This is a genomic window from Desulfovibrio sp. (assembly GCF_009712225.1).
In the GTDB taxonomy this organism is placed as follows: domain Bacteria; phylum Desulfobacterota; class Desulfovibrionia; order Desulfovibrionales; family Desulfovibrionaceae; genus Desulfovibrio.
On the sequence record NZ_WASP01000003.1, the window covers coordinates 207,219 to 221,895 of the forward strand.

The following is a 14,677-nucleotide window of genomic DNA, read 5'->3' on the forward strand; positions in this document are numbered from 1 at the left end:
ATTCCTATGCGCCAGCGGGGGCCTTGGGTAACAGAACCCGCACCAACGCCCCGCCATTGGGGCCGTTTTCAAGCTGAATAGTGCCGCCGTGGCTTGAGATAATAGACTGCACAATGGGCAAACCAAGCCCTGTGCCGCCGTCCTTGGTGGTAAAAAAAGGATCCAGCAGGTTGGGCAGTGTGGTGGGGTCAAAGCCGGGGCCGGAATCGAGAAATTCAATGCAAACGCGGCCGTTTTCCTCGTTGCGACCAGAAATGCGCACAACGCCCGGCCCTTCCATGGCCTGCTGGCCGTTTACAAGAATATTGTAAAATGCCCGATACAGCAAATCCTTGTCGCCGGGCGTAAACAGCGAGTCTTCGCACTGCCGTTCAAGCGCTACACCGCAGCGCCCCATTTCCCCTTCCAGAAAGGCCAGCACCTGATCAAGCACCAGGTTAACATCTACCACATCCTGCTTGGGCTGGCGAGGCCGCGCATAATCCAGAAAATCGTTTACTGTTTGTGATAGCCGCACGGCCTCATCATAGATGGCACCAAGAATACGGCGCGTACTGGCATCGGCCTTGTCTGTACGGCGCTGCAAAAGCTCTGCGCTCGAGCGGATGATACCCAGCGGGTTACGGATTTCATGGGCAATGCTTGCCACCACCCGGCCCATGCTTACCAGCCGCTCGTTGCTGTGCAGCTGGTTTTCGAGAATGCGGTTTTTGTACATACGGGCTGCCAGCACACGCTCAGACCTGTGAATGAGCATGAGCAGCAGGCCAAACATCACCACCGAAGAAAGCAGGCACATGACAACAATAATGCCCTGAAAGGTCAGCACCTGCTCATAGTCGCCGGTAATATCCTGTGTAAGCTCCAGCGCCCCCATAATCGGGGGTTCTTCGCCAGGGTGCAGAGGCTCCCCGCGCAGGGGATAGAGCACGCGCAATACAAATGACCCTTCCTGAAGGGGAACGCGAAAAGGTGCCTGCCACCCCGGCATGGACGAAATAATCTCGGACCGGGGCGCGCCGCCTTGCAGGATTTCATCAATATACGGCGGCGAAAGCCCCGCGCGGCCCAGATCTTCTTTCTTTGTGGAATAGGCAACCAGACGCGAGAAATCATAAATGCGCAACCGCTCTACCGGTAAGCCGTGGATTACGGACTGCACAACCTGATCAAGCCTTTCGTACTGTTCAGGCTGGCGCAGGGCGATGCGACCATAACCCAGAAGTGTGGGTAAGGCGAAGCGTCGAAAAATCTGACTGTTAAGATTTTCCACCAGTTGCTGTGCAAAATTTTCTTGCCGGGTGAGCAGAGCTTCGCGGGCAGAATTGGAAATAAAGAATGAAAGCCCAAGGCTGGTCAGCAAAATAACCACCAGCGAGAGCCACGAAAGCGTGCGGGCATAACTGGGCAGGGCTACTTCCGCCTCTACCGTTTGCGCGCAAATATCCTCGCATTGGCGCATGCAAGCATCGTTGCGCTGCTTTTTTCCAAACATTTCATGGCCTTTGCGCGCGCGGCGGCGATGGGCGGCGCAGCACGGTAGCTACGCCGTCGGAGCGTACGAAAAACGACCGCTACGCTCCGCCGCAAAGCCGCCGCCACGCGACAGGTTACAAAAACCCCAGGCAAATCCGAAAGCCGCCAATCCGGCGGGCTGGACATTCCCGAAGCAAAATACTGCTCACACAATAAACATCAGAGGCAAGGCACATTACCCAGCAAAAGCTGCATGGCCCTCACCTGCCCAGACTAGAAGCACTGCTCCTCGCGGGGAACGGCAAGGTAATCCGCCAGATCGGCCTCTTCCTTTACATACCCACCCGCACCAAGGCGGGCGTTGGCAAGGCGCTTGCCCAACTCTACCGCAGGCTGGTCAAGGGGATTGATACCCATAAGCCAGCCAGTGAACAGCGTGGCCGCCTCAAGCAGCAGCATAAGCGAACCGGCCGCACGGGGGCCGCTGTTGTGCATTTCTACATGCAGCAGGGGTACGCCGCTCTGGCACAGAGCCATACGCGTTCCCAGGGCTTCGGCCTCCAGCAGGCTGCCAAAGGGCTTGGCACGCAGCCAGGCCCAGTCGTCGGGCACATCCATGCCAAAATTCGGCCCTTGCGCCTGATCGCGGCTGGTCAAAAAGATACACCCCTTGTTGCGCGGGCCACTCAGAAACATCTGGTTGATGGAGTGCTGATCGGTCACGCCCGTGGCTGGCACAGGCTGACTGCCCTGCCCGTCCTTGCCCAGACTTTCGGCCCAAAGCTGGGCAAACCAGTCGCCGTAGGCCGCCCATTGGGGAATGTAGCTAAAGAAAATCAGCTGACTGTAGTCGTGGTCTTCAAGAGCTTTGGCCCAGCAGGCCAACGCAAATGACGGATGCTCAGCCACAAGTTCTGGTGTCTGCACCAGAGGTTTGGCCACGCTGGCCGCACCGTCGAGCAGGGCCTGCCAGTCAATGCCCAGAAAGGCCGCAGGCAAGAGGCCCACAGCAGAGAGTGCCGAATAGCGGCCGCCAAGATAGTCCGGCACTTCAAGAGCCGTAAGACCATAGCGATTGGCCTCTTCACGCAGGTAGCCCTTGCGCTCGTCGGTCACCACTATCATCTGGTCCTGCCAGCCTTCACCCACACTGGCCTTGAGCCAGTCACGCACCAGAAAATACTGCGAAATGGTTTCGATGGTGCCGCCAGACTTGCTGATGCACACAACCACAGTTTCTGCGGGGGTCAGCTTGCCAAGCAGGGCTTCAAAACGTTCTGCGCAGACATTGTCGGCAATCCACAGGCAGGGGCCGCGATGATTTGGGCCATCCTGCCCCGGCGCAAAGGCCTGCTGCATGGCGCGGGCCCCAAGGGCCGAGCCGCCAATGCCGAGCACCAGCATGTGCCGGTAAGCCTTGATGCGGGGGATGAGCGGAGCCATTTCCACTTCCAGCTTGGCGCGGAAAGGCAGCGAAAGAAAGGGCAACTCGCCAGCGGCCAGTTCGCGCTTGAGCCTCTGGGCGATTTCGGGGGCGCGCGCCTTGAGCGGAGCAGCCGTATCAGCCGCGAGGCGATGCGCGTAGGCCCTTGACCATTCGAGCATATGAGGCATGGATACCTCCTGTGTGGTGGCGCCGCGCATGCGGCGGCGCATTATAAAAGTCGTAAGGGCTTGGGAGCAAAAAAACGCCGCCGCACTGCCTTGTAGGTTTGCGGGCGAACCCCAAACCGGCAATGCCACAAGGCGCAGGCCTCGCGTGCCGCACAGGCGCGCACCTCTGCCCTGTCGCCCGCGCAGCCCATGCATTGCCTGCGTATGGCGCGCAAAGCCTGACGCGCGGCTTCTTCTGCAGGTGCGGGGCATGATTCGCCCGCCAGCACAGCCAGCCGCCAGGCCCAAAGGGGGCAGTCTTCGTCAGCGCAGGCGCGCACTGCCTTGGCAGACGCCCCCTGACACTCCAGACAAAACTGCCGGATAACCGTCAGAGGGCCGTTCTTGCCACGACCAGAATTTTTTGCTCGTTCAGCGTCCGGCATCAGGATTTGGCAGCCCCGCAGCATTTCTTAAATTTTTTGCCGCTGCCGCAGGGGCAGGGATCATTGCGCCCCACCTTGGGTTCCTGCCTGCGGTAGGCATCGGGCCTGAGGCCCACGCCGTCCACATAATATACTTTATCGTCCTGACGCTGAAAAAAACTGCGTTCACCGATCTGACGGGGAATGCCCTCCAGCTCGTAGTAAGCATAAAATTCTACAACATCAAAAAGCTCGCCGTTTTCACCGGCGGCAACGTTGTTTTCAGTGGCGGCAATATCAAGCCGCAGCCAGGTAATGTCCTTGGTCTGTTCGGCCAGCTTGTCAGCGTCCACGTCTTCCCGGTAGTCGGGGTGCGTGGTTTCCACCAGCCACTGGTGACGGCCAAGCACATAGGCAGTGTAGCGCGAACGCATGAGGCTTTCTGCGGTCTGGGGCCAGGATGCGCCATCAATATGGGGGCCACAGCACTGGCCCAGATCAAGACCGCTGCCGCAGGGGCAAAGTTGAGACATGAAAAATTCCGCCTTTGTTTGAGCCCTTCAAGGGCATATGCAACAGGATAAGCATAGCTTATGCCAAAGCAGGCGGCAAGAGCGGCAAGGCGGGATGAATGCGGCGGGCAAAAAAAAATGCGGCATGCACAGGTGACGCGCCAAGTGCATGCCGCTGGGGTGACCGATCGGCCTATCTGTCTTAATCCGGAGGAGAGAGCGGTTTTTGGGGCCGCAATTGGACAAGACAGCCGGACCGAACGGCGTTAGAAGCTGCACCGGCATCTGCCGCCGGGCTGGTAAACGAATCAAAATTCAGTTCAAGCGTACCCTTGTTGACCTCTGCCGCCCGGGCGAGGCCAAGCTGCGCACCCTGAGCATCGTACACCGCGCACAGCGTGCCAGAGGCAGGCGCGCGCAGGCCGTACAACAGGCACCAGATATGGCCGGGGCGAGGCTGCTGCCCATTGCCAGTCTCGTGCTGCACGCGCACAATCTCGCCGCAGCCAAGGTTTGTAAGCTGGCGAATGTAGCTGCAGCCAAGGCGGTACACCAACACGCCCGCCAACAAGGCCAGACCGCAGCAGCCTGCTGCCAGCACAAAGGGGTTGTAGCCCGTAATGCGCCGCAGGTATGAGGTAGAGGCGGCGCGCATGGCATCATCGTCGGCGTACACCGTTATTTTGTAGTTTTGCGTGGTGCTGGCTGGTGCGCCCCTGAAAACAACCTTGAGCGTGTAATCGCCGGGCTGGGCGGTCACATCGGCGCGCACGGCGGCGCGCCACATGCCGTTGCCAAACCAGTAACCGGCAAAGAATCCTTCCAGATCATACACAAGGGAGTTACTTTGAGGGGTAAACTGCGCCTTGAGGTCGCTGCTCACAGGGTTCTTGATAGTCAGCGGCCCGGAAATGGGCACGCTGTAACCGGGCAGCACTTCGATAACATCTGCGCCAGACCGGGCCAAACCTTGCAGGCCGTCGAGCATTCCCAGCATGACAAACCCCATCAGCATGGCGCAAATTGCGCCCCAGAAACGCTGCCGCATGCGGGTTTGAAGGCAGTTTTGCCAGCCCCTGGAATTGATGAAATCTCCCATGGGTTCCTTCCTGCTTGCCTGAGGTATGGTCATAACGCACGACATGGTCAGTTCGCCTATCTGCGCACAAGCACAGGACACACGGTGGATTCGGCAACATTCCAGGTTACCAGGCGCTGACCGAGCCTGGGCAGTTCCACGAGGCTCTGGAATTCAGCGGGATACTTGTCCCGCACCCTTCTGGTCAGCCAGAAGGCTCCTGCCCATGTGGGTACGGTAATGCCAAAGAACCATGCGCAAAACACCAGTTCCGAGGCCTCGACACTGTGGGCAGACTGATACATGCCCACAAAAATGGCTGCCACCATTATGGCGTTTGCCGCCACTCTGATTATGCCTGAATAGAGGGTCTGATGGTAGCTGTTCATCTGTGCTCTCCTAAGTTTTTGCCCCACTCCGGGTGAGGTGCGCTGGAGCGGCGCAGATACCGCTCCAGCGCGCAGGGTGGGGGTAGTCACCCTAGGGTTTACTTCTTGAAGATGTTGGTCTTGCTCACGTTCATGATGCGCATGGACTGGGTCTTGTCGGCATTACGGAAGGCGATGCGCATTTCGTCGCCGGCAGTCCACGCATATGCGGGGAAGTCCTGGGCTTCAGCAGGTACCTTGAAGGTGATCAGCGACTTCTGGCGGCCAGAGTACACGGTCACGGTCTGCTGTTCCTTGTCGATCATGGGGAAGGTCTTGCCCTTCACCTTGGGATGATCGGAGCCGACGTTCTTTTCCACATCGGTGAACTGCACGGGCACTTCACGCACGCTGTTGGTCTTTTGGTCATACACAAGCACCATGTTCTTGGCGGTGTCGATCATCAGACGGCCGCCGGGTGTGGGGGCCGGGCCCATGTCCTGGGATTCAACAGGCAGCTTGAAGGTATGTGTGCCGCCGCTGTAGTGCGGGTTAAACTGGTCATGGGTCACGTCCACCACGATGGTGAGGGTTTTTGCGTTGGCGTCATAGCCCACGCAGCGTCCCTGTTCCACGCCTCCGTCAAAGTTGCAGCCGGTAAGCAGTGCGACCGAGAAGGCCATCGCCAGCATCAGTACCAGATTACGAATCTTCATGGCGTGTCTCCTCTTAGTTGGCCGCGGGCTGGTTCTTCTTGGCGGCAATTTCCGCCTTGGCGCCCTGTACCATCTTGACGGTGATGTAAAGGGAGATAGCCGTCACGAAGCCAAGCACGTCAATGGTAGCGGCGGGGCTCAACAGCCAGCTCCAGGCCGGGAATTCAGCTTCAATCAGCTTGCACAGAACCGAAACCAGGCAGCCGATGACGGCCAGACCGAACACAAAGCGGATGCCGTAACCCTTCACATACTTGGTGGCGACAACGCCTATCTGCGCGCCAATGGCAGCACCGCACAGCATGATGAGGGCGGCAAGCAGTTCCACGCGGCCCTTGTATGCGTACGAAGCCGTACCATAAAGACCGGAGATGGCGACTTCAAAGAGGTCCGTACCCACCGCCAGATGGGTGGGGCAGCCCACAAGGTAGACCAGGGCGGGCATGCGGATAAGACCGCCGCCGATGCCAAGGATACCAGCCAGCCAGCCAGTGAAGAAGCTGACGAAAATGGGCAGCCAGGCAGAGCAGGTGATGTTGGCCTGCTTGAAATGGAGCACAGGGGGGATCTTGATGGCGTGCAGGCGGGTAGCCCAGTCAACGCCAGTAGCAGCGTGGTCGAGTTCCTTGTTTTGGGCACGGGCTTCACGTTCCTTCTTGCGACGGGCGGCGATATCGTGGAATACAAGCCAGGCCAGCAGCACAAGCAGAACCACGTACAGCCAGCGCACAACCTTATCAACAGAGCCAAGTCGTTCCAGCCACATGACCATCTGGGCGCCAACTTCCACGCCCACGATGGTACCGACCAGCATGGTCAGGCCCAAGCCGTAGTCAACGTTGCCAAACTTGCCGTGACGCATGGTGGAGATAAGCGATTTGCCCGCCATCTGCGCAACGTCCGTACCAATGGCGAATGCCATGGGGAAGCCGAGAATGTTCAGGCCGGGGGTAACCATCCAGGCGCCGCCCATGCCGAAAAAGCCGCCGATAATACCAACGCCCAAACCTAGGATAACGAGGCCCGGCCAGAAAATGTACACGCCGGAGATGGGCATCAAAATATACAACCAGTCCATACTTGCCTCCCTTCCTTACTTCTCGGACAGTTCGCGGTGCCTGAGGTCAATACCCATGTGGGTCATGACAACGTCTGCCAACCAGCCAAGTATGCAACCCACAACGGGGATGATGGCCATGGTCAGAATAGCAAAGAACAGGTGGCTTTCATTGTACATTTCAGCCCACCAATACAATATGCCGTCAAGCTTGCGCGTATCGGCTACCACAACCACGTTGGCAACCTTACCGCCGCCAGCGGCAAGGGCCATACCAGGTAATGCCGCTACCATCAGCGCGCACCCCGCAAGCCATGTCCAGAGCCTCTGCATCTTTTTCATAACTTCCTCCACGTCAAAATTTGACATCTCCACTGCGTCCACAATTGCCATTTTTCCATTTTGCGACCCCCCTTTATGCCCAGGAGGGTTCGCCTTGTTGCCTCGAATGTGAAAGTTATAGCAAAGCCCGTGCCATTGCATGATTTTTGCTCATAATTGCGGCTTTTTTACTATTTTTGCGCGAAAAATCTTGTCACAAGAGCGAATGTTTTTTACAATCATTTCCACGATTGCGCTTTTTTGCACAAATCAGGGGAGCACTATGCGCTTACACAGAACTCTTCCCCAGGGCAACTCGCTGGAGTTCGCCTCATTCTTCATGAATCGCAGCCTCGTGAACCGCATGCTCATGCTTGGGCTACCGGTTTTGGCAGTGGTTTTGTTGATTATTTTTACTGCTACTGGCAGCAGCATAGAAGACATTCTCGATCGCGCAATTGCGCGCAATGCACAGCTTCAATCCCAGGCGATGCGTCTTGCGCTGGAACAAGCGCTTGAAGAAACGCGCAACCAGCTACTTATTCTTGCTGCTGGCTCCATGGAACAGAAAGACATGGTCAACCGGCTCAAGTTTCGCGCCAAGGCCGGGGGATTGCGTTATAGAGAAATTGCCTTTGAAGGCCTTACCCCCGACAATCGCTACCTGCTTGTCAACGCAGACGGCGAGGTCATCAATGTTCCCATGCGCCAGGCCCTGGCCAGCCCCACAGGTCCTTTCCACGGCATTGCTGGCGAACATCGCATCGGTCATGTAAGTGTTGCGCAGCCCGTGGAGGTCACCTATTCAATGGTGCCCGTTAAGGGCAGCAACCAGAATATCTCCCTGTATGTGCTGCGCTTTGCCACCCCGGTACAGGGTGCGGACGGCGAATTTGTGGGCTATCTGATGCTCTCGCTCGATCTGCGGGAACTGCGGGATATAATTTCTGCCTACTCTGCACCCAATGCCCCCATTGCTGCAGCTGGCACAGACGTGCGCGTGCGCACGCTTTTTTTTGACCGCGAAGGCTGGATGCTCTTTCAGTCTGAAGTTCCAGACGCGGGCCTGCCCCAGCGCAGTCTGGCAACTGATGCCGTGCGCGCAGGTTTTACTGGCGATTTTGGCAGGCCTGGCTTTAACACGGCATTCCGCCCCGGCCCGGAGCATATCAATTACTGGAACATGGTATCCGACGTTCAGGAGGGCAAAACCGGTCAACTTGCCCTGTCTGAAACCACCACGCTGTGGAGCAACAGCCAGATGCGCGTGGAAAGGGTCAGCTATGTGCCTGTTTCCTTCAGCCCTATCTCGCAAGCAGATTCTATTGTTCTGGGCGGTCTGGCCGTATTGGACACCAGCTTTACCACTACCCGCACGGGCGGGCAGCTTATGGGCATATATATTGGAGCCTTTGTTGGCGGCACGCTGCTGCTCGGCCTGAGTTTGTGGTGGCTTGCACGCCAGATGACCCGTTCTCTCAATGCTGTCACCTCCGAGCTGGAACTGCGCAACATATCAGGCGATGACGGCAACATTGACCTGCCGCCGATGCCGCGTGAACTTGAGCGGCTCAAGGGGGGGGTCAACGATCTGCTGGAACGGCTACGCAATGCCGCAGAGGCCCGACGCCTGCGGGCGGCGGAAGACGATGCCCAGGCGCAACGCGAACCGGTGGCAGACCTGCCCCACCCGGAAGACCTGCCCGTAAATGGCCTTATTGGCACATCACCCGCCATGCTGACCCTGTGCGACAACGTGCGTAAAGCATCGCAAGTAATGGCCGACGTGCTTGTGGTAGGCGAAACCGGCACTGGCAAGGAGCTGGTTTCTGAGGCCATTCACAGGCTCAGCGCCAGAAGTGCAGGGCCATTCATCACCATCAACTGCGGCGCGCTGGACGAAAATCTGCTTATGGATACCCTTTTCGGGCATGTTAAGGGGGCATTTACCGAGGCGCGCGCACCGCGCAAGGGGGCCTTTTTAACAGCGCAGGGCGGTACGCTCATGCTCGACGAGGTGGGCAATGCGGCCCCCAAGGTACAGCAGGCCCTGCTGCGGGCGCTCTCTACCCGCCGCATACGCCCGCTTGGCAGCGATGAGGACGTTCCCTTTGACACGCGCATTATCGCCGCCACCAACGCCTCGCTGATCGACGACGCCCAGAGGGGTTCGTTCCGCGAAGACCTGTACTACCGGCTGGCGGTTATCACCATCAACACACCGCCCCTGCGTGATCGAAAGTCCGACATTCCTTCGCTCACCGTGTATTTTCTCTCAGAGGCGCTCAAGGCCAAGGCCAGGCTCAAGGCAGACGCAGGAGCATCCACCCCTGCCATCCCCCCCGTCATTCCCCAGATCAGCAAGGGGGCCATGACAAAGCTCATGGAGTACGAGTGGCCCGGCAACGTGCGTGAGCTTAAAAATACGCTTACGAGAGCCCTGGCTTTTTGCGAAAGCGGCATTCTTTTTGCAGAAGATATTCAGCTAGGTCACGCAATTCAGGGTCAGGGTGAGGCCTTTCAGAACGAAAACGCCTCCGTCCAGTTGCAGGATTCGCGCAATCAGCAGGATACCCCCTGCGAGCAGGGTTTCTGCACTGCCCCGCCGGTTGATGCTGGTGCAAGAGCCAACGGCCTGCCTGGCAGGCTCGCAGAGCAGCCCCCCGCCGAGATGGTGGGAGCACAGGACGAAAGCGAATTTGCAGCACCACGGCAGCAGCCTGACCCCACCGAGCCGCAGGGCAGCCTGCAGCACGGACTCAATGTGGCGGAAAAACTCAATCGCCGCATCATGGACGCGTGGCCGACCATTGCCGCCGCTGGCAGTATCAGCCGTCAGGAGTATCAATCACTGGCTGGCAAGGATATTTCCATGCGCACCGCGCAATACGACCTGCAGCTACTGGTTCAGCAGGGGCTGGTACGCAAGGAGGGTCGCGGCCCGGCGCAGCGGTATGTGGTCATTGGCAGGTAGCGCCAGCACAACCATGCGTTTTTTTCTGCTGTAGACATATGGCTGGGCCGACATTGTTTTACTCCCAGCCGCACGAACAGCATAAAACAGACAACGTGACGGCAGTGCGCTGGCGTTTGGCATCATCGGCTCAGGTCTTGATGGCAAACTGCAACCAAGGATGAACGCATGGCCTCACTGCTGAAAAAACTGTTTGGCATTGCCCCGCGTGTGAGCCGCGAGGCGGCAATGGAGGCCTTTAACAAGCGCTATGCCTCATTCAAGGATCTGCTTCAGGCCAACGCAGATCTTGCTGGCGTGATGGCCGGGCTGGATGCGACCCTGCGCGGCGACAAACACATGGAAACCAGCGAGGTGCGCAAGCAGGCCCGCCGAGCCATTTTCCATTGCGAGCGCATGGCTTCCACCCTGAGCGAAATGTCGGGGCAGTGTGATATATCACTGGGTACGGCTGTACATGCCATTGCCTCGCGCATCGAGCATGAGCTGGACCAGCTTGCCCGAGGCGACGTGCCGCAGTTTACCCTGCCACTCTCAGAAGTAGATTCAAGCATGGCCTACAGCGTGGGAGGCAAAAACGCCAATCTGGGCGAGTTGCGCAACATGCTTGCCATGCCAGTACCGCGTGGCTTTGCCATCACCATTCGCGCTGGCAGCTATTTTTTACTGCGTACGCCAGGGCTGTTCAAAAACCTCTTCAAGCTGCTCAAGTGCGTTGACCCCGATAAACCCGCCCTCATTGCAGAGATTTCGCAGCAGGTAGAAAACCTGGTGCTTGAAGCGCCCATCCCCGCCGAGGTTGAGCACGCCCTGTTTGCTGAATGGGATTCGGCCTTTGGCAAGGATGCCGACGTGGTGGTAGCCCTGCGCTCAAGCGCCATTGCAGAAGATGGCGTGCAGTCTTTTGCTGGTCAGTACCGCAGTATTCTTGGCGTTACCTGTCAGGAGCTGCTGTCTGCCTTCAAAAAGGTGGTTGCCAGCCTGTTTTCGCCCCGCGCTCTCACCTATCGCGCAGAGCACGGCTACGACCTCGATGCCACGGGCATGGGCCTGTGCTGCGTTGAAATGGTCCGGTCCAAGGCCGCTGGCGTGGCTTTTTCTCGCCACCCGGTAGACCTGCGCTCCAACGCCACCGTAATCAACGGATTGTGGGGGCTTGGCGAAATGGTGGTGGACGGATCAGGGACCCCCGATCAGTGGCTTGTTTCGCGCGCCACAAAAAAAATCACCATGGCCACCATTGCCCACAAAACCGTGCGGCTGCGCCTTACACGCAGCAAAAGCGGAATTGTGGACAGCGTGCTTGAGCCCGTACCCGATACCCTGCGCAACGTCCCCTGCCTCAGCGACGATCAGGTGCGCAGGCTTGCAGAAATGGTCATGGAGCTCGAGCAGCACTATCAGTACCCGCAGGATATGGAATGGGCCGTTGACGAAGACGACCAGATTGTGCTGCTGCAAACGCGCCCCATGGGACTCGACAACGCATCTGAAGAACATTCCGCCCCGGCCTTGCGGCACCTGCGACCCCTGCTTTCTGGCGGCGACATTGCCGCCCGGGGTGTGGGCTGCGGCCCCATCGTGCACGTGGGTGAGGGCGAAGATATGACGCACTTTCCCGAAGGCGCTGTCATGCTGCTGGCCCATTCATCGCCCAACGCCATGGCTGCCATGCGCCGGGCAACGGCCATAATAGCCGAAACTGGCAGCCTTACCGGTCATATGGCATCCATCTGCCGCGAATTTGGCGTGCCCACGATCATGAATATGCCCGGAGCAAACAGCATTCTGTCTGACGGGCAGGTGGTAACTGTCGATGCCCTTTCGGGCAGGGTTTTTGACGGCGAGGTGCAGGAACTGCTGGCGTTGCGGCTGGTACGGCCACAGGCCAAGGCCAGCAGCCCCGCGCTGGTGTTATTGCGGCGCATTGCCCCCTACATTCTGCCCCTGCACCTTGTGGACCCGCGCGCCGATACATTTACGCCCCGCCACTGCACCTCGCTGCACGATATAATGCGTTACGTACACGAACTGAGCTACACGCAGATGTTCCAGATTTCTGACCGGGTTACCGACAACAGCGCTGGCATTGCCAGCAAACTGGCCTGCACCGTGCCGCTTGACCTGCACGTCATCGATCTGGGCGGCGGCCTGCGCAATCCTGAATCGCGCCAGGTTACGCCCAACGATGTGGTCAGCGTGCCGCTCAGATGTGTACTTGAAGGCATGCTCAACCCGGCAGTGCAGGCCAGAGGGCCAAGGCCGGTAAACATGCGCGGTTTTCTGTCGGTAATGGGGCAAACTGCCATTGGCGGCAATCAGGAGGGTTGCTCGCGTTTCGGGCAGCGCAGCTACGCCATCGTATCTGACCGCTATCTCAATTTTTCCTCGCGCGTGGGTTACCATTATGCCATTCTTGACTGCTGGTGCGGCGAAACACTGAGCAAAAACTACATACGCTTTGAATTTGCTGGCGGTGCGGCAGCCAACGCCCAGCGCATACGGCGCGTGCTCTGCATCGGGCTTATACTCAAGGAGCTGGGCTTTACCGTGGAGATAACGGGTGATAGACTGCGCGCACGTTACCAAAAATACCCCAGGCATGAGCTGTGCGCGCGCCTGGATCAATTGGGACGACTTCTGATAATGACCCGCCAGATGGATATGCTTATGGTGGACGACGCTGCCGTTCAGGCCTATGCCACCAAGTTTCTCAATGGCGAATATCATTAGCCGCACGCCCTAAGCGGGGGTGAGCCCGGCCCCGCACGGCGGCCTGGGCCATCGCGGCAAAACACGATTGAGGCCCCATGCCGTCGCTAGTTGCGTCGTCTGCCCAAACCCCGAAAAGCAATGCCTTTTCCGAGCCGCCGCAGACGCTTTTAAGCCGTGATTTTGTTCTGCTGTTTTGCATGACCATGTTCTGCAACAGCTTTGTGGCCGTTTTTTACTGTTTTGAACAATGGCTCGAGGCGCTTTCCGTCAGCCCCAACTGGCGCGGAATACTGCTCTCTTCCATGTTTGTCATGGTGCTGATCTTCAGGCAGGTGGCAAGCGTGGTTCTGCTGCGGCGCGGCAAGCTGTTGCCCATGGCTGTTTCCATACTGGTTTCAGGCGGCGTAATGCTGGCCTACCCGTATGTGGGCGGGGCGCACACTATTGGCCTCGTTCTGCTGCTGCGCGTGGTGCAGGGTATTTCGCTGGCCGTATTCTCGTGCTGCACAGTGTCTGTGCTGGTAAGCTGCATTCCCAAGGGACAGAGCGCCCGGGGGTTTGCCATTTTTTCGCTTACCCTGCTGCTGCCCTATTCCATTATTCCTGCCGTGGGCGAACAGATACTGCCCCTGCTGGGCGGCGAGCCCCACCTTTTTGCCGTCACGGCTCTGCTAACCATTCCCTCACTGCTCATGCTCATTCCTCTGGCACCCCGTCTGCGCACGCCCGAAATGGCCCAGGAGGCAGAGGGTGGCTTGTCTGGCCGCGAGCTGTGGCATGCGGTGAGCCATTCTGGTCTGTTTTTTGTTTACATGAGCTGCCTGACCTTCAGCATCATGACCGTGCTGGCCATCTTTTTCATGAAAGGCCTGTGCTCAATCACCGGCGCTCACCCGGCCTGTTTTTTTACCACCTACACACTCACCATCATTCTGGTTCGGCTGGTGGGCAGCAACCGGCTTGATACCCTGCCACGTCACAAGATCACCATGCTGTGCAGCGCCCTGCTGGCCTGCTGCATGTTGGGGCTGGCCTGGGGGCCGCTGTGGGCATTTATTCCCCTTACACTCCTGTACGGGCTGGGGCTGGGCCTGCTCTACCCCCTGCTGGCGGCCATGGTCTATGACCGCTCAACCCCCACAACCCGTTCCATCAATTCAAATGTGATGATGGCCACCTTTGATTCCAGCGGCATGTTTGCCCCCATCATCGGTGGACTTGTGATGTATGAAGGCTTTGGCTACCGCGGAGTTTTTGCCGCCACCGCCGTTTCCATCTCACTGTGCGGGCTCTCCATGCTGGCCGACAAGCTGCGCCTTGCGCGCTGGAAGCGCCAGGGAATCCAGCTGCCATAACCTGCTACATTAACCGGCATGTTCATTAAGGGCCTGTCCGCGCGCGATTGCACTGCGCGCTGGCAGGTCCTTTTTCTGTACCCATTG

The 14,677-nt window shown here is 58.4% G+C and carries 12 protein-coding genes; 3 read left to right on the plus strand and 9 right to left on the minus strand.

The window, feature by feature from the left end:
* Positions 1–4: 4 nt before the first annotated feature.
* The 9 genes from F8N36_RS01965 to F8N36_RS02005 all read right to left on the minus strand — a co-directional run bounded on the left by F8N36_RS01965 (position 5) and on the right by F8N36_RS02005 (position 7,567).
* Complete coding sequence (locus F8N36_RS01965) at positions 5–1,462, minus strand: ATP-binding protein (RefSeq protein ID WP_291331069.1); 1,458 nt, start codon at positions 1,460–1,462, stop codon at positions 5–7.
* A 287-nt stretch (positions 1,463–1,749) separates the two neighbouring features.
* Positions 1,750–3,090 carry a glucose-6-phosphate isomerase gene (locus tag F8N36_RS01970; RefSeq protein ID WP_291331070.1) on the minus strand — a complete coding sequence of 447 codons (1,341 nt, stop codon included), beginning with the start codon at positions 3,088–3,090 and terminating at the stop codon, positions 1,750–1,752.
* Between the two features lie 41 nt (positions 3,091–3,131).
* Positions 3,132–3,515: a hypothetical protein gene (locus F8N36_RS01975; protein ID WP_291331071.1), complete on the minus strand. Its 384-nt coding sequence runs from the start codon at positions 3,513–3,515 to the stop codon at positions 3,132–3,134.
* Positions 3,515–4,027 carry a YchJ family metal-binding protein gene (locus F8N36_RS01980; RefSeq protein WP_291331072.1) on the minus strand — a complete coding sequence of 171 codons (513 nt, stop codon included), beginning with the start codon at positions 4,025–4,027 and terminating at the stop codon, positions 3,515–3,517. The genes F8N36_RS01975 and F8N36_RS01980 overlap by 1 nt, the downstream gene beginning before the upstream one ends.
* A gap of 181 nt (positions 4,028–4,208) precedes the next feature.
* Entirely contained in the window at positions 4,209–5,105 is an 897-nt protein-coding gene (locus F8N36_RS01985) for a hypothetical protein (protein ID WP_291331073.1), read from the minus strand.
* A gap of 56 nt (positions 5,106–5,161) precedes the next feature.
* A complete protein-coding gene (locus F8N36_RS01990) occupies positions 5,162–5,473 on the minus strand; it encodes a hypothetical protein (protein WP_291331074.1) in 312 nt (103 codons plus the stop codon).
* A gap of 98 nt (positions 5,474–5,571) precedes the next feature.
* The gene (locus F8N36_RS01995; protein ID WP_291331075.1) at positions 5,572–6,168 is read right to left on the minus strand and encodes a DUF4881 domain-containing protein; all 597 of its coding nucleotides are present in this window, start codon (positions 6,166–6,168) and stop codon (positions 5,572–5,574) included.
* A 13-nt stretch (positions 6,169–6,181) separates the two neighbouring features.
* Positions 6,182–7,246: a sulfite exporter TauE/SafE family protein gene (locus F8N36_RS02000; protein WP_291331076.1), complete on the minus strand. Its 1,065-nt coding sequence runs from the start codon at positions 7,244–7,246 to the stop codon at positions 6,182–6,184.
* A gap of 15 nt (positions 7,247–7,261) precedes the next feature.
* Positions 7,262–7,567: a DVU0150 family protein gene (locus F8N36_RS02005; RefSeq protein WP_291331077.1), complete on the minus strand. Its 306-nt coding sequence runs from the start codon at positions 7,565–7,567 to the stop codon at positions 7,262–7,264.
* A 262-nt stretch (positions 7,568–7,829) separates the two neighbouring features.
* On the opposite strand from F8N36_RS02005, the gene F8N36_RS02010 reads away from it, so the two are divergent.
* The 3 genes from F8N36_RS02010 to F8N36_RS02020 all read left to right on the plus strand — a co-directional run bounded on the left by F8N36_RS02010 (position 7,830) and on the right by F8N36_RS02020 (position 14,590).
* Positions 7,830–10,520, plus strand: a complete 2,691-nt coding sequence (locus F8N36_RS02010) for a sigma 54-interacting transcriptional regulator (protein ID WP_291331078.1) — start codon at positions 7,830–7,832, stop codon at positions 10,518–10,520.
* 168 nt (positions 10,521–10,688) lie between these two features.
* The gene (locus F8N36_RS02015; RefSeq protein WP_291331079.1) at positions 10,689–13,253 is read left to right on the plus strand and encodes a PEP/pyruvate-binding domain-containing protein; all 2,565 of its coding nucleotides are present in this window, start codon (positions 10,689–10,691) and stop codon (positions 13,251–13,253) included.
* Between the two features lie 77 nt (positions 13,254–13,330).
* The gene (locus F8N36_RS02020) at positions 13,331–14,590 is read left to right on the plus strand and encodes an MFS transporter (protein WP_366247024.1); all 1,260 of its coding nucleotides are present in this window, start codon (positions 13,331–13,333) and stop codon (positions 14,588–14,590) included.
* Positions 14,591–14,677 lie beyond the last annotated feature (87 nt).

Excerpts from the sequence above, each read along its gene's own strand:
- F8N36_RS01995 (WP_291331075.1), bottom strand. The coding sequence starts at position 6,168 with ATGAAGATTCGTAATCTGGTACTGATGCTGGCGATGGCCTTCTCGGTC.
- F8N36_RS01985 (WP_291331073.1), bottom strand. The coding sequence starts at position 5,105 with ATGGGAGATTTCATCAATTCCAGGGGCTGGCAAAACTGCCTTCAAACC.
- F8N36_RS02020 (WP_366247024.1), top strand. The coding sequence starts at position 13,331 with ATGCCGTCGCTAGTTGCGTCGTCTGCCCAAACCCCGAAAAGCAATGCC.
- F8N36_RS02000 (WP_291331076.1), bottom strand. The coding sequence starts at position 7,246 with ATGGACTGGTTGTATATTTTGATGCCCATCTCCGGCGTGTACATTTTC.
- F8N36_RS02010 (WP_291331078.1), top strand. The coding sequence starts at position 7,830 with ATGCGCTTACACAGAACTCTTCCCCAGGGCAACTCGCTGGAGTTCGCC.
- F8N36_RS01965 (WP_291331069.1), bottom strand. The coding sequence starts at position 1,462 with ATGCGCCAATGCGAGGATATTTGCGCGCAAACGGTAGAGGCGGAAGTA.
- F8N36_RS01990 (WP_291331074.1), bottom strand. The coding sequence starts at position 5,473 with ATGAACAGCTACCATCAGACCCTCTATTCAGGCATAATCAGAGTGGCG.
- F8N36_RS01975 (WP_291331071.1), bottom strand. The coding sequence starts at position 3,515 with ATGCCGGACGCTGAACGAGCAAAAAATTCTGGTCGTGGCAAGAACGGC.
- F8N36_RS01980 (WP_291331072.1), bottom strand. The coding sequence starts at position 4,027 with ATGTCTCAACTTTGCCCCTGCGGCAGCGGTCTTGATCTGGGCCAGTGC.
- F8N36_RS02005 (WP_291331077.1), bottom strand. The coding sequence starts at position 7,567 with ATGAAAAAGATGCAGAGGCTCTGGACATGGCTTGCGGGGTGCGCGCTG.
- F8N36_RS01970 (WP_291331070.1), bottom strand. The coding sequence starts at position 3,090 with ATGCCTCATATGCTCGAATGGTCAAGGGCCTACGCGCATCGCCTCGCG.
- F8N36_RS02015 (WP_291331079.1), top strand. The coding sequence starts at position 10,689 with ATGGCCTCACTGCTGAAAAAACTGTTTGGCATTGCCCCGCGTGTGAGC.